The organism is Streptomyces chartreusis (assembly GCF_008704715.1).
In the GTDB taxonomy this organism is placed as follows: domain Bacteria; phylum Actinomycetota; class Actinomycetes; order Streptomycetales; family Streptomycetaceae; genus Streptomyces; species Streptomyces chartreusis.
Genome location: NZ_CP023689.1, coordinates 1,726,431 through 1,739,759, shown reverse-complemented (window position 1 = coordinate 1,739,759; position 13,329 = coordinate 1,726,431). Strand labels below are relative to the sequence as shown.

The 13,329-nt window shown below is 71.1% G+C and carries 11 protein-coding genes; 3 read left to right on the top strand and 8 right to left on the bottom strand.

Translation table 11 applies throughout. The features are described from left to right. Window position 1: 1 nt before the first annotated feature. From gnd to tkt, 6 genes are read right to left on the bottom strand one after another with little or no spacing between them, the layout of a single operon-like run. Entirely contained in the window at window positions 2-880 is an 879-nt protein-coding gene (gnd, locus tag CP983_RS07240; protein ID WP_107908139.1) for a phosphogluconate dehydrogenase (NAD(+)-dependent, decarboxylating), read from the bottom strand. Between the two features lies 1 nt (window position 881). After that, window positions 882-2,534 (bottom strand): glucose-6-phosphate isomerase, encoded by a 1,653-nt coding sequence (pgi, locus tag CP983_RS07235; RefSeq protein ID WP_150506453.1) that lies wholly within the window; start codon window positions 2,532-2,534, stop codon window positions 882-884. Window positions 2,535-2,538: 4 nt separating this feature from the next. Then, window positions 2,539-3,474 (bottom strand): glucose-6-phosphate dehydrogenase assembly protein OpcA, encoded by a 936-nt coding sequence (opcA, locus tag CP983_RS07230; RefSeq protein WP_107908140.1) that lies wholly within the window; start codon window positions 3,472-3,474, stop codon window positions 2,539-2,541. Beyond that, complete coding sequence (gene zwf, locus CP983_RS07225; protein ID WP_107908141.1) at window positions 3,471-5,000, bottom strand: glucose-6-phosphate dehydrogenase; 1,530 nt, start codon at window positions 4,998-5,000, stop codon at window positions 3,471-3,473. Before zwf ends, opcA begins: the two co-directional genes overlap by 4 nt. Continuing rightward, entirely contained in the window at window positions 4,997-6,169 is a 1,173-nt protein-coding gene (gene tal, locus CP983_RS07220) for a transaldolase (RefSeq protein ID WP_125524434.1), read from the bottom strand. Before tal ends, zwf begins: the two co-directional genes overlap by 4 nt. Window positions 6,170-6,187: 18 nt before the next feature. Next, a complete protein-coding gene (gene tkt, locus CP983_RS07215; RefSeq protein ID WP_150498988.1) occupies window positions 6,188-8,263 on the bottom strand; it encodes a transketolase in 2,076 nt (691 codons plus the stop codon). A 186-nt stretch (window positions 8,264-8,449) separates the two neighbouring features. Here tkt and CP983_RS07210 point away from each other — a divergent pair, with 186 nt between their 5' ends. Beyond that, window positions 8,450-9,349, top strand: coding sequence for a helix-turn-helix domain-containing protein (locus CP983_RS07210; RefSeq protein ID WP_150506451.1), 900 nt, complete (start codon window positions 8,450-8,452; stop codon window positions 9,347-9,349). A 61-nt stretch (window positions 9,350-9,410) separates the two neighbouring features. Here CP983_RS07210 and CP983_RS07205 read toward each other — a convergent pair whose 3' ends face one another. Next, window positions 9,411-10,667, bottom strand: a complete 1,257-nt coding sequence (locus CP983_RS07205) for an MFS transporter (protein WP_150498987.1) — start codon at window positions 10,665-10,667, stop codon at window positions 9,411-9,413. Then, a complete protein-coding gene (locus tag CP983_RS07200; RefSeq protein ID WP_150498986.1) occupies window positions 10,664-12,022 on the bottom strand; it encodes an MBL fold metallo-hydrolase in 1,359 nt (452 codons plus the stop codon). The genes CP983_RS07205 and CP983_RS07200 overlap by 4 nt, the downstream gene beginning before the upstream one ends. 87 nt (window positions 12,023-12,109) lie before the next feature. Here CP983_RS07200 and CP983_RS07195 point away from each other — a divergent pair, with 87 nt between their 5' ends. Together CP983_RS07195 and CP983_RS07190 are read left to right on the top strand one after the other, a co-directional pair. After that, a complete protein-coding gene (locus CP983_RS07195; protein ID WP_150498985.1) occupies window positions 12,110-12,772 on the top strand; it encodes an ArsR/SmtB family transcription factor in 663 nt (220 codons plus the stop codon). An 88-nt stretch (window positions 12,773-12,860) separates the two neighbouring features. Continuing rightward, window positions 12,861-13,253: a GerW family sporulation protein gene (locus CP983_RS07190; RefSeq protein ID WP_229914656.1), complete on the top strand. Its 393-nt coding sequence runs from the start codon at window positions 12,861-12,863 to the stop codon at window positions 13,251-13,253. Window positions 13,254-13,329: the final 76 nt, after the last annotated feature.

Below are 13,329 nucleotides of genomic sequence, written 5' to 3'. Positions count from 1 at the left end.
GCTACTCCTTCGACTCGACCGCGTGCCCGCCGAACTGGTTGCGCAGCGCCGCGATCATCTTCATCTGCGGGGAGTCGTCCTGCCGCGAGGCGAACCGGGCGAACAGGGACGCCGTGATCGCGGGCAGCGGCACGGCGTGGTCGATGGCCGCCTCGACGGTCCACCGGCCCTCGCCGGAGTCCTGCGCGAAGCCCTTCAGCTTCTTCAGGTGCTCGTCCTCGTCGAGGGCGTTCACGGCGAGGTCCAGCAGCCAGGAGCGGATGACCGTGCCCTGCTGCCAGGAGCGGAACACCTCACGGACGTTGTCCACCGAGTTGACCTTCTCCAGCAGCTCCCAGCCCTCGGCGTAGGCCTGCATCATGGCGTACTCGATGCCGTTGTGGACCATCTTCGAGAAGTGCCCGGCACCGACCCGGCCCGCGTGGACATAGCCGTACGGCCCTTCCGGCTTGAGCGCCTCGAAGACGGGCTGGAGCCGCTCCACGTGCTCCTTGTCGCCGCCGACCATCAGCGCGTAGCCGTTCTCCAGGCCCCACACACCGCCGGAGACGCCCGCGTCGACGAAGCCGATGCCCTTGATGCCGAGCTCGGCGGCGTGCTTCTCGTCGTCCGTCCAGCGGGAGTTGCCGCCGTCGACCACCGTGTCGCCCGGGGACAGCAGGTCCTTGAGTTCGTCGACGACGCCCTGCGTGGCGGTGCCGGCCGGGACCATCACCCACACCGTGCGCGGCGCGTCGAGCTGCTCGACCAGCTCTTCGAGGCTCTTGACGTCGGAGACCTCGGGGTTGCGGTCGTAGCCGACGACGGTGTGGCCGGCGCGGCGGATCCGCTCGCGCATGTTGCCGCCCATCTTGCCGAGACCGATGAGACCGAGCTGCATATCAGTTCACTTCCTTGAGTTCACGGTAGGCGGCCACGAGGGCGGCGGTGGAGGCGTCGAGACCGGGCACGTCGGCGTCCTCGGTGAGGGCGGGCTCGACCCGCTTGGCGAGGACCTTGCCGAGCTCCACGCCCCACTGGTCGAAGGAGTCGATGTTCCACACCGCGCCCTGCACGAAGACCTTGTGCTCGTAGAGGGCGATCAGCTGGCCGAGGACCGACGGGGTCAGCTCACGGGCGAGGATCGTGGTCGTGGGGTGGTTGCCGAGGAAGGTGCGGTGCGGGACCTGCGCCTCGGGCACACCCTCCGCGCGGACCTCGTCGGCGGTCTTGCCGAAGGCCAGCGCCTGGCCCTGCGCGAACAGGTTCGCCATCAACAGGTCGTGCTGCGCCGCCAGTTCGCCGCTCAGCTCGGCGACCGGGCGGGCGAAGCCGATCAGGTCGGCCGGGATCAGCCGGGTGCCCTGGTGGATCAGCTGGTAGTAGGCGTGCTGCCCGTTGGTGCCGGGCGTGCCCCACACCACCGGACCGGTCTCCCAGCCCACGACGTGTCCGTCCCGGTCCACCGACTTGCCGTTGGACTCCATGTCCAGCTGCTGGAGGTAGGCCGTGAACTTCGACAGGTAGTGGCTGTACGGCAGCACCGCATGGGACTCGGCGCCGAAGAGGTTGCCGTACCAGATGCCCAGCAGGCCCATGATCATTGGGGCGTTGCCCTCGGCGGGCGCGCTCCTGAAGTGCTCGTCGACGGTGTGGAAGCCGTCGAGCATCGCCCGGAACTGGGCCGGGCCGATGGCGATCATCAGGGACAGGCCGATCGCCGAGTCGTAGGAGTAGCGGCCGCCGACCCAGTCCCAGAACTCGAACATGTTGTCCGGGTCGATGCCGAACCCGGTGACCTTGCCGGCGTTGGTCGACAGCGCCACGAAGTGCTTCGCGACCGCCTTCTCCTCGCCGCCGAGCCCCTCCAGGAGCCATGAGCGGGCCGAGGTGGCGTTGGTGATCGTCTCGATCGTGGTGAACGTCTTGGACGCCACGATGAACAGCGTCTCGGCCGGGTCCAGGTCCCGCACGGCCTCGTGCAGGTCGGCACCGTCGACGTTGGAGACGAACCGGAACGTCAACTCCCGTGCGCTGAACGGGCGGAGCGCCTCGTACGCCATCGCGGGGCCGAGGTCGGAGCCGCCGATGCCGATGTTGACGACGTTCCTGATCCGCTTGCCGGTGTACCCGGTCCAGGCGCCGGAACGGACGCGCTCGGCGAAGCCGCTCATCTTGTCGAGCACGGCGTGCACCTTGGGCACGACGTTCTCGCCGTCCACCTCGATCACCGCGTCCCGAGGCGCCCGCAGCGCGGTGTGCAGCACCGCCCGGTCCTCGGTGACGTTGATCTTCTCGCCGCGGAACATGGCGTCGCGCAGCCCCGACACATCGGTGGCGACGGCCAGTTCGTGCAGCAGGGCGAGCGTCTCGTCGTCGATCAGGTGCTTGGAGTAGTCGATGCGCAGATCGCCCACCCGCACGACGTACCGCTCGGCGCGGGAGGGGTCGGCGGCGAACAGCTCACGCAGCTGCGGGCGCTGCATCGCCTCCGCACGGTGGTCCTCCAGGGCCGCCCACTCGGGACGGCGGTTGAGCCTCGGGGAACCGGACAGCGAGTCAGACATGGGTGGAGGTCTCCTTGCCGGCCTCGCCCCGCAGGGCGATGGCGTACATCTCGTCGGCGTCGAGGCGCCTGAGCTCCTCGGCAATGAGTTCGGAGGTGGTGCGGACCTTCAGCGCGAGGGTGCGTGAGGGCTGGTCCGGCAGGGACAGCGTGGCCAGCGGTCCCTCGGGGCGGTCGATGACGATCTCGCCGTTCTCGGTGCCCAGGCGCACGCCCGTGACGACCGGTCCGGCGGTCACGACCCGCTCGGCGGTGACGTGCAGCCGGGCCTCCAGCCAGCGCGCCAGCAGCTCGGCGGCCGGGTTGTCGGCCTCGGCCTCCACGACCGCCGACACGATCGGCACCCGCGCCTGGTCCAGGGCGGCGGCGAGCATCGACCGCCACGGGGTGAGCCGGGTCCAGGCGAGGTCGGTGTCGCCGGGCGCGTAGGAACGGGCGCGGACGTCCAGGTCCGCGAGCGGGGTCTCGGTGGTGTACAGGTCGGTGATCCGGCGCTGGGCCAGCGCGCCCAGCGGGTCCTTCGACGGGTTCTCCGGCGCGTCCACCGGCCACCACACCACGACCGGCGCGTCCGGCAGCAGCAGCGGCAGCACCACCGAGTCGGCGTGGTCGGACACCTCGCCGTACATTCGCAGGATCACCGTCTCGCCGGTGCCGGCGTCGGCGCCCACCCGGACCTCGGCGTCGAGGTGGGAGCGGGTGCGGTCGCGCGGGGTGCGGGCGTGCCGCTTGATGACGACCAGGGTGCGCGCCGGGTGTTCGTGCGACGCCTCCTCGGCCGCCTTGATCGAGTCGTAGGCGTTCTCCTCGTCCGTGACGATGACCATCGTCAGGACCATGCCCACGGCCGGCGTGCCGATCGCGCGGCGGCCCTGCACCAACGCCTTGTTGATCTTGCTTGCCGTGGTGTCGCTCAGGTCGATCTTCATGGCCTGCGCCAGCTCCGTCCGTCTCGTGCGAGCATCTCGTCGGCTTCCTCGGGTCCCCAGCTCCCGGACGCGTACCGCGCCGGCCTGCCGTGTGTGTCCCAGTACTCCTCGATCGGATCGAGGATCTTCCAGGACTCTTCCACTTCCTGGTGACGGGGGAACAAATTGGCGTCCCCGAGGAGGACATCCAGGATGAGCCGCTCGTAGGCCTCCGGGCTCGACTCCGTGAAGGATTCGCCGTACGCGAAGTCCATCGTCACGTCCCGGATCTCCATCGAGGTGCCCGGCACCTTGGAGCCGAACCGCACCGTCACGCCTTCGTCCGGCTGGACCCGGATGACGATGGCGTTCTGGCCGAGCTCCTCGGTGGCGGTGGAGTCGAAGGGCGAGTGCGGCGCCCGCTGGAAGACGACCGCGATCTCCGTCACCCGCCGCCCGAGCCGCTTGCCGGTGCGCAGGTAGAACGGCACGCCGGCCCAGCGCCGGTTGTCCAGGTTCAGCCTGACGGCCGCGTAGGTGTCCGTCTTCGAGCCCGGGTCGATGCCGTCCTCGTCGAGGTACCCGAGAACCTTCTCGCCGCCCTGCCAGGCCGTCGCGTACTGCCCGCGCACGGTGTGCCGGCCGAGGTCCTCCGGCAGCTTGACGGCCCTGAGCACCTTCAGCTTCTCGGTGAGCAGCGACGCGGCGTCGAACGCGGCCGGCTCCTCCATGGCGGTGAGCGCCATCAGCTGGAGCAGATGGTTCTGGATGACGTCACGGGCCGAGCCGATGCCGTCGTAGTACCCGGCGCGGCCCCCGATGCCGATGTCCTCGGCCATCGTGATCTGCACATGGTCGACGTACGACCGGTTCCAGATCGGCTCGAACATCTGGTTCGCGAACCGCAGCGCCAGGATGTTCTGGACCGTCTCCTTGCCGAGGTAGTGGTCGATCCGGAAGACCTGCTCCGGGTCGAACACGTCGTGCACGATCGCGTTCAGCTCCCGGGCGCTGGCGAGATCCCGGCCGAACGGCTTCTCGATGACCGCCCGCCGCCACGATCCCTCGGGGGCGTCCGCCAGGCCGTGCTTCTTCAGCTGCTGCACGACCTTCGGGAAGAACTTCGGCGGTACGGAGAGGTAGAAGGCGTAGTTGCCGCTGGTGCCGCGCGCCTTGTCCAACTCCTCCACGGTCTGGCGCAGCCGGTCGAACGCCGTGTCGTCGTCGAAGTCACCGGGGATGAACCGCATGCCCTCCGACAGCTGCTGCCAGACCTCCTCACGGAACTCGGTACGGGCGTGCTCGCGCACCGAGTCGTGCACGATCTGCGCGAAGTCCTCGTCCTCCCAGTCCCGGCGGGCGAACCCGACCAGGGAGAAGCCCGGCGGCAGCATGCCGCGGTTGGCCAGGTCGTACACGGCCGGCATCAGCTTCTTGCGGGACAGGTCACCGGTGACCCCGAAGATCACGAGCCCGGACGGGCCCGCGATACGGGGGAGACGGCGGTCCCGCGCGTCGCGGAGGGGGTTGTCCCAGTCGGAGGTCATTCTGCGTCAGCTCCCTTGCTGCCGAGCGACTTCTTGACGGCGTCCAACAGGTCCTGCCACGCCACCTCGAACTTGGCGACGGCCTCGTGCTCCAACCGGGTGACGACGTCCTCGTAGGAGATCCCGAGCGCCTCCACCGCGGCCAGGTCGGCGCGGGCCTGCGCATAGCCGCCCGTCACCGTGTCGCCGGTGATCTCGCCGTGGTCGGCGGTGGCGTTCAGCGTTGCCTCGGGCATCGTGTTCACGGTGCCGGGCGCGACGAGTCGGTCCACGTACAGGGTGTCCTTGTAGGCGGGGTCCTTGACGCCCGTGGAAGCCCACAGCGGGCGCTGCTTGTTTGCGCCGGCCCCGGTCAGGGCCGTCCAGCGGGCTGTCGACCGTGCCGCGTCGTCGGCAGCGCCGAACACATCCTCGTACGCCTCGTAGGCGAGGCGCGCGTTGGCGAGCGCCGCGCGGCCCTTCAGCGCGAGGGCCTCGTCCGTGCCGATGGCCGTCAGCCGCTTGTCGATGTCGGCGTCGACGCGGGAGACGAAGAAGGACGCCACGGAGTGGACGGCGGACAGGTCCAGGCCGTTCGCCGCGGCCTTCTCCAGACCGGCCAGGTAGGCGTCCATGACCTCGCGGTAGCGCTCCAGCGAGAAGATCAGGGTCACGTTGACGCTGATGCCGAGGCCGATGACCTCGGTGATCGCCGGCAGGCCCGCCCGGGTCGCCGGGATCTTGATCATGACGTTGGGGCGGTCGACGAGCCAGGCGAGCTGCTTGGCCTCGGCGATCGTCGCCGCCGTCTGGTGCGCGAGGCGCGGGTCGACCTCGATGGAGACCCGGCCGTCGCGGCCGTCGGTGGCGTCGTACACGGGCCGCAGGATGTCGGCGGCGGCTCGGACGTCGGCGGTGGTCATCATCCGCACGGCCTCGTCGACCGTGACGCCCCGCACCGCGAGGTCGCCGAGCTGCTCTTCGTAGCCCTCGCCGGAGCCGATGGCGGCCTGGAAGATGGACGGGTTGGTGGTGACACCCACGACGTTCTTGTTCGCGACGAGTTCGGCGAGGTTGCCGGACTCGATCCGCTTGCGCGACAGGTCGTCCAGCCAGATCGAGACGCCCTCGTCGGCCAGGCGCTTCAGCGTGCCCGCGGTCGCGGTTGCTTCGGTGGTCACAGTGATCATCTTCTTTCTGCGTTCAGGTCAACCGCGGGCGGCGGCAAGCGATTCCCGGGCGGCGGCGGCCACGTTCCCGGGGGTGAAGCCGTACTCGGCGAACAGCGTCCTGGCGTCGGCGGAGGCGCCGAAGTGCTCCAGGGAGACGATGCGTCCGGCGTCGCCCACGAACCGGTACCAGGTGAGCCCGATGCCGGCCTCGACGGCGACCCGCGCCTTCACGGCGGGCGGCAGGACGCTCTCGCGGTACTCGCGCGGCTGCTGCTCGAACCACTCCACGGACGGCATCGACACCACCCGGGTGCCGATCCCCTCGGCCTCCAGCAGCTCCCGCGCGGCGACGGCGAGCTGAACCTCGGAGCCGGTCGCGACGAGAACGACGTCCGGCGTACCGGTGGAGGAGTCCTGGAGGACGTAACCACCCTTGGCCGCATCGGAGTCGGGCGCGTACGTCGGCACGCCCTGGCGGGTGAGCGCGAGGCCGTGCGGGGCCGGGTCGGTGGAGTGGCGGCGCAGGATCTCGGCCCACACGATCGCGGTCTCGTTGGCGTCGGCGGGGCGCACCACGTTCAGGCCCGGGATGGCACGCAGCGACGCCAGGTGCTCGACCGGCTGATGGGTCGGGCCGTCCTCGCCGAGGCCGACGGAGTCGTGCGTCCAGATGTATGTCACCGGCAGCTGCATCAGAGCCGACATGCGTACGGCGTTGCGCATGTAGTCGGAGAACACCAGGAAGGTGCCGCCGTAGATACGGGTGTTGCCGTGCAGGGCGATGCCGTTCATCTCCGCGGCCATCGAGAACTCACGGATGCCGAAGTGGACGGTGCGGCCGTACGGGTCGGCCTCCGGCAGCGGGTTGCCCCTGGGCAGGAACGAACTCGACTTGTCGATGGTGGTGTTGTTGGACCCGGCCAGGTCGGCCGAGCCGCCCCACAGCTCGGGAAGGACCGGGCCGAGGGCCTGGAGCACCTTGCCGGACGCGGCGCGTGTGGCGACCGACTTGCCCTCTTCGAACACCGGGATCGAGGACTCCCAGCCCTCGGGCAGCTGACCGGCGACGATCCGGTCGAACAGCCGGGCCCGCTCGGGGTCCGCGGCGCGCCAGGCGCCGAACCGCTTGTCCCAGGCGGCGTGCGCCTCGGCACCCCGGTCCAGGGCGCGGCGGGCGTGGGCGAGCACCTCGTCGGCGACCTCGAAGGACTGCTCGGGGTCGAAGCCCAGCAGGCGCTTGGTCGCGGCGATCTCGTCGTCGCCGAGGGCGGAGCCGTGGGAGGCCTCGGTGTTCTGCGCGTTCGGGGCGGGCCACGCGATGATCGTGCGCATCGCGATGATCGAGGGCCGCTCGGTCTCGGCCTGCGCCGCCCTCAGCGCGGCGTACAGGGCGTGGACGTCGACGTCGCCGCCGAGCTCCGGCTCGATCCGCTGCACGTGCCAGCCGTACGCCTCGTAGCGCTTCAGCACGTCCTCGGAGAACGCGGTCGCGGTGTCGCCCTCGATGGAGATGTGGTTGTCGTCGTAGAGGAAGACCAGGTTGCCGAGCTTCTGGTGGCCGGCGAGCGAGGAGGCCTCGGCGGAGACGCCCTCCTGCAGGTCGCCGTCGGAGACGATCGCCCAGATGGTGTGGTCGAACGGGGACTCGCCCTCGGGCGCCTCCGGGTCGAACAGGCCGCGCTCGTAGCGGGCCGCCATCGCCATGCCGACGGCGTTGGCGACACCCTGCCCGAGCGGCCCGGTCGTCGTCTCGACCCCGGCGGTGTGACCGTACTCGGGGTGCCCCGGCGTCTTCGAACCGTGCGTCCGGAACGACTTGAGGTCGTCGAGCTCCAGCTCGTACCCGGCGAGGAAGAGCTGCGTGTACAGGGTCAGCGAGGTGTGGCCGGGGGAGAGGACGAAGCGGTCACGGCCGGTCCACTCGGGGTCGGCGGGGTCGTGCCGCATCACCTTCTGAAAGATCGTGTACGCGGCGGGGGCGAGGCTCATCGCCGTGCCCGGGTGGCCGTTGCCGACCCGCTGTACGGCGTCGGCCGCGAGAAGGCGGGCCGTGTCGACGGCACGCCGGTCGAGTTCGGTCCATTCGAAGCGGTCCGGGGTCTGCGTGCTCATCTTCAAAAAGTCCTCGATCGGAGCGAAGTAGCTGGTCCAACGCGTTCAAAAGTAAAAGTCTGACTTTTGAGAGGGAAGGTCGGCGTGTGTCAGGCTGTGGTGAAAGTGGGACACCGCAAGGCGCGCCGCGCACGGCTGAGCAAGGGGCGCGCACGGGTGAGACGGCACGAGACGGACATGGTGGAAATGGCGGATATCGCGGACGCGAGCGCTCAAGGTGGCGACGCGATACGGACGTTTCCGTTCCCGGCCGACCAGAGCGTCCTCGGCGTCGGCATGCAGGTGGGCCGAATGGGCGCCGGCCGCACCTGGCACGCCACGGACGCACCGCTGGAGCGGGTGCACCGCATCGACTTCCATGTCGTGATGCTCTTCGCCGAGGGGCCCGTGCGGCACATGATCGACTTCGCCGAGTACGAGGCGAACGCCGGTGACCTGCTGTGGATCCGCCCCGGCCAGGTCCACCGCTTCTCCGGGACGGACGACTACCGCGGGACCGTCCTGACCATGCAGCCCGGCTTCCTGCCCCGCGCCACGGTCGAGGCGACCGGCCTCTACCGCTACGACCTGCCGCCCCTGCTCCACCCCGACGAGGCCCGGCTCCCCGCCCTGCGCTCGGCGCTGGCCCAGTTGCAACGCGAGTACGAGGACACCACGACCCTGCCGCTGAGTCTGCACACCGCGGTGCTGCGGCACTCACTGACGGCGTTCCTGCTGCGCCTCGCCCATCTCGCGGCGAGCTCGGCGGAAGCGGCACGCCACCAGGGCGACACGACCTTCACGCTCTTCCGGGACGCGGTGGAGCGGGGCTTCGCCAGGAACCACAGCGTCAGCGCGTACGCCGACCAGCTCGGGTACTCGCGCCGGACCCTGGTACGAGCCGTCCGCGCCGCCACCGGCGAGACACCCAAGGGGTTCATCGACAAGCGGGTCATCCTGGAGGCGAAACGGCTGCTGGCCCACACGGACATGCCGATCGGGCGGGTGGGCGCGGCGGTGGGGTTCCCGGACGCCGCGAACTTCTCCAAGTTCTTCCACCAGCACACGGAGGTGACACCGGCGGGGTTCCGGTCGGAGCTTCGTTGAACACACCGGTCGTCCGCTGTCTGCGGCACCGTCGCGGCTTGTCGCGCGGTTCCCCGCGCCCCTAGGGGGTTGTCGGGCGGGTTTCGTACATGCGTACCGCCACTGTCAGTCCCGAAGCCGCCGTCAACGCGGCGACCGTCCAGATCGCCGTCGTCAACCCGTACGCGTCGGCCAGCACCCCCGCCAGCAGCGCCCCCACCGCGAACCCTCCGTCGCGCCACAGTCGGTAGACGCCGACCGCTCGGGCCCGCCAGGCCGGATGGGCCACGTCGCCGATGACGGCCAGGAGGGTCGGGTAGACCAGGGCTGTGCCGAGGCCCAGTAGGGCCTGGGCCGCCGCCCATGCCGGGAACGTCGTCCCCTCGGCGACCAGGGCGATCGCGGCCGCCTGGAGCAACATCCCCGCCGTGATGAGGTGTTTGCGGCCGATGTGGTCCGACCACCACCCCGTGACCAGCTGCCCCGCTCCCCACACCGCCGGATAGAGGGCCGCGAGGACGCCGATCTGTGCCACCGACAGGCCGTGCGCGGCGAACAGCAGCGGGAAGATGCCCCACGCGAGGGCGTCGTTGAGGTTGTTGACCATGCCCGCCTGGCTCGCAGCCGACAGGGCCCGGTCGCCGAAGCTGGTCCGGCGTGCGATCTGCCTGGTCGTCAACTCCCGTTCCGCCACGGCCTGTACGGGATGCAGCGCGGCCTCGGCTCGCGCGTGCTCGCGGGTCTCGCGGACGGCGAACACCGACAGGCCGAGGGCCAGGACGAGATACGCGGCGCCCAGCAGGAACGGCTCGGGGCGCAGCCCGGCGTGCTCGGCGATCGCGCCCGTCGCCATCGCGGTCGCGGCCACCGCCCCGTACCCGGCGGCCTCGTTGAGGCCCATCGCCAGGCCGCGCCGCTCCGGACCGGCCAGGTCGATCTTCATGATGACCGTCGTGGACCAGGTCAGCCCCTGGTTCACGCCAAGGAGGACGTTCGCGGCGACGATCCAGCCCCACGTCGGCCCCCACGCCAGCATCGCGGGCACGGGCAGTGCGATCAGCCATCCGGCGACCAGCACCGGCTTGCGGCCGTACCGGTCGGAGAGGGTGCCCGCGGCGAAGTTGGTCACCGCCTTCGTCGAACCGAAGGCCAGGATGTAGGTGAGGGCGGCGGTGTAGGCCGACAGGTGGAAGACGTCGTCGGCGAGCAGCGGCAGTACGGTGCGCTCCTGGCCGAGCATGCCGCCGACCAGGGCGTTGACAAGGACGAGCAGGCTGAACTGGGCAAGGTTGGCGCGCAGTCCGAGCCGTACGGCCCGGGCCTCGGTGTGCGTCGTCACGCGCCCTCCCGCAGCGGGCGCCCGGTGGCCTCGGCCCAGTCGTCGGGGCCGCCCGTGAGGACGGCGACGTCACGGTGCCCGCTCCGCTGAAGGAGACTCGCCCCGGTCATCGCGCGCTCCCCGTGGGCGCAGTGCACCACGGTGCCTGCCGGCGGCTCGTCCGCGCGGCCGGGAAGGTCGCCGAGTTCGATGCCGAGCGCGCCGGGGATGTGCCCGGCGTCCCACTCGGACCGCCGGCGGACATCGAGGACCGCCCGGTCGGCCACGCGGCCGGGCGCCACGAGCTCGACGGTCTCCCGCTGGCCGCCGTCGGCCGTCCAGACGTCCATGGTCAGCCGGCCGCACAGCCGCTCGTACCCGATCTTCAGGGCCTGGAAGGTGAGTTCGGCGAGATCCTGGCCGGGCCCGGTGACGAACACGAGCGGTGTGTCCTCGGGCAGCAGCCAGCCGAGCCAGGTGGCGAACTGGTCGCGCAGATGGACGGAGAGCGCGCCCGGTACGTGCCCGGCGGCGAAGTCCCGCACCGACCGTACGTCGACGACCTGCGCGCCCTCGCCCAGCAGCCGGCGTACCTCGGCCGGGGACAGCTCGGGCAGCGGCGGCGGGCCGTCGAGGACCGTGGGACCGCGCCGGTTGGCCTCCGCCAGGCGGTCGAAGTAGGCGGGGTAGGACCCGAGGCCGTCCAGCAGCAGCCGTACGAAAGCGTCCTCGTCCGGCGCGGCCAGCAGCGCGTTGGTCCGCTTCTCGGCGCCGATGGTGGTCGTGCGCTCGGCGCCCGGCGGGGCGGAGCAGAAGGAGCCGGCGCCGTGCGTGGGCCACACCGGCGTCGGGTCCGGGAGCCGGGCCAGGCGGTGCAGGGAGCGGTACTGCGCACACGCCAGCTCCCGTGCGCGGTCCGCGCCCAGCAGGTCGGTGCGGGCGACCGAGCCGACGATCAGTGAGCCGCCGGTGAAGACCCCGAGCTCCCGCGTGCCGTCCAGGAGCAGGAAGGACAGGTGCTCGTCCGTGTGCCCCGGGGTGGCCAGCGCGCGCAGTGTCAGGCCGCCGAGGTCCACCTCGTCCCCGTCGGAGAGGGCCCGGTGCGCGAAGGCGCGGCGGCCGGCGGCGGAGGCCAGCACCGCGGCCCCGTCGTCGGCGGCGAGCTGGAGCGCGCCGGAGAGGAAGTCGGCGTGCAGATGGGTGTCCGCCGCGAAGGCCACGGTGAGCCCGCGCCGCCCGGCCTCGGCGCGCAGGGCGCGCAGATCGCGGGTCGCGTCCACGGCCAGGGCGCGGCCGTCGCCCAGGTCGACGAGGTAGGCGCTGTTGCCGAGACCGCTGTCGACCAGCGGAATCAGATGATCGTCGGCGAAGCCCATCGGGTCCTCCAGATTTCACGTTACGAGCCGGGTGGACCCCACGCCCGCCCATCACTTACAATATTCCATGGAATTATGGAGGATGCCATGGGAGACGCGGTCCGCAAAGCCGCCCTGTACGACGCCTTCGCCCGTACCGGCAAGGCGCTGAGCAGCGGAAAACGCCTGGAGCTGCTCGATCTGCTGGCCCAGGGCGAGCGCACCGTCGACGCCCTCGCCAAGGCCGCGGGCCTGAATCTGACGACCGCCTCGGCCCACCTCCAGACCCTCAGGCAGGCCGGCCTGGTCGCCACCCGCCGTGACGGCGTACGCATCCACTACCGGCTGGCCGGCGCCGACGTCGCCGCCCTGTACGCCCTGCTCCGCCAGGTCGCCCAGACCCACCAGCCGGCCGTCGAACCCGCCCGCGCCGCCTACCTCGGAGCGGACGACACCAGGGCGGTCGACCGCGAGGAACTGCTCGCCCGTGCCGAGGCCGGCGAGGTCGTCGTCCTGGACGTACGCCCGGCCGAGGAGTACGCGGCCGGCCACATCCCGGGCGCCCTGTCCATCCCCATCGACCAACTCGCCGACCGCATCGCCGAGTTGCCCGCGCGGGCCGAGGTGGTCGCCTACTGCCGGGGCGCCTACTGCGTCCTGGCCCATGACGCCGTACGCCTTTTGCGGGAGCGCGGCCGCAGCGCCGTGCGCCTCACCGACGGGATGCTGGAGTGGCGGCTGGCGGAGCTGCCGGTCGAGACCGCGGCGTGAACCGGCGGGTTCACTTGACAGACGGATCCGATGTGCCTACGAAACCTCCATGACCGCCCATGAAGAAGACAAAGAAGACCACGCATCCGTGGTTCCGCAGGATCTGGACGCCGCAGGGGCCCAGGCCTCCGTCACCCTTCTGGAACGCCTCGCCGAGAAGCTCGGCGGCCGTGCCTCGGTCACCGCCGTCTACGGCGAACCCGTCACCGCCGACGGCGTCACCGTCGTCCCGGTCGCCAGGGTCGCCTACGGCTTCGGCGGCGGCACGGGACGCACGGTCGAGGGCGCCAAGGCCGGGGACGGCGGTGGCGGCGGCGGAGGCGTCGAGGCCAAGCCCATCGGCTACATCGAGATCAGGGACGGCGTCAGCACCTACCGGCCCATCCGGGATCCCTGGCGCGACGTCGTGCTCCCGCTGGCCGCACTCGGACTCGCCCTCACCCTCCCGAAGGCGGTCCGCGCACTGCGACGGCGCCGCTGAGACACAGCGGTGCCCCGCGCCCCGGTCGGGACGCGGGGCACCGCGCGGCCGGCCACGACGGACCCGCGGACACCGA

Bases quoted from the DNA above. Each gene is read 5' to 3' on its own strand.
- zwf (WP_107908141.1), bottom strand. From the start codon at position 5,000: ATGACCTCCGACTGGGACAACCCCCTCCGCGACGCGCGGGACCGCCGT.
- gnd (WP_107908139.1), bottom strand. From the start codon at position 880: ATGCAGCTCGGTCTCATCGGTCTCGGCAAGATGGGCGGCAACATGCGC.
- CP983_RS07195 (WP_150498985.1), top strand. From the start codon at position 12,110: ATGGGAGACGCGGTCCGCAAAGCCGCCCTGTACGACGCCTTCGCCCGT.
- CP983_RS07210 (WP_150506451.1), top strand. From the start codon at position 8,450: ATGGCGGATATCGCGGACGCGAGCGCTCAAGGTGGCGACGCGATACGG.
- CP983_RS07200 (WP_150498986.1), bottom strand. From the start codon at position 12,022: ATGGGCTTCGCCGACGATCATCTGATTCCGCTGGTCGACAGCGGTCTC.
- opcA (WP_107908140.1), bottom strand. From the start codon at position 3,474: ATGAAGATCGACCTGAGCGACACCACGGCAAGCAAGATCAACAAGGCG.
- tkt (WP_150498988.1), bottom strand. From the start codon at position 8,263: ATGAGCACGCAGACCCCGGACCGCTTCGAATGGACCGAACTCGACCGG.
- tal (WP_125524434.1), bottom strand. From the start codon at position 6,169: ATGATCACTGTGACCACCGAAGCAACCGCGACCGCGGGCACGCTGAAG.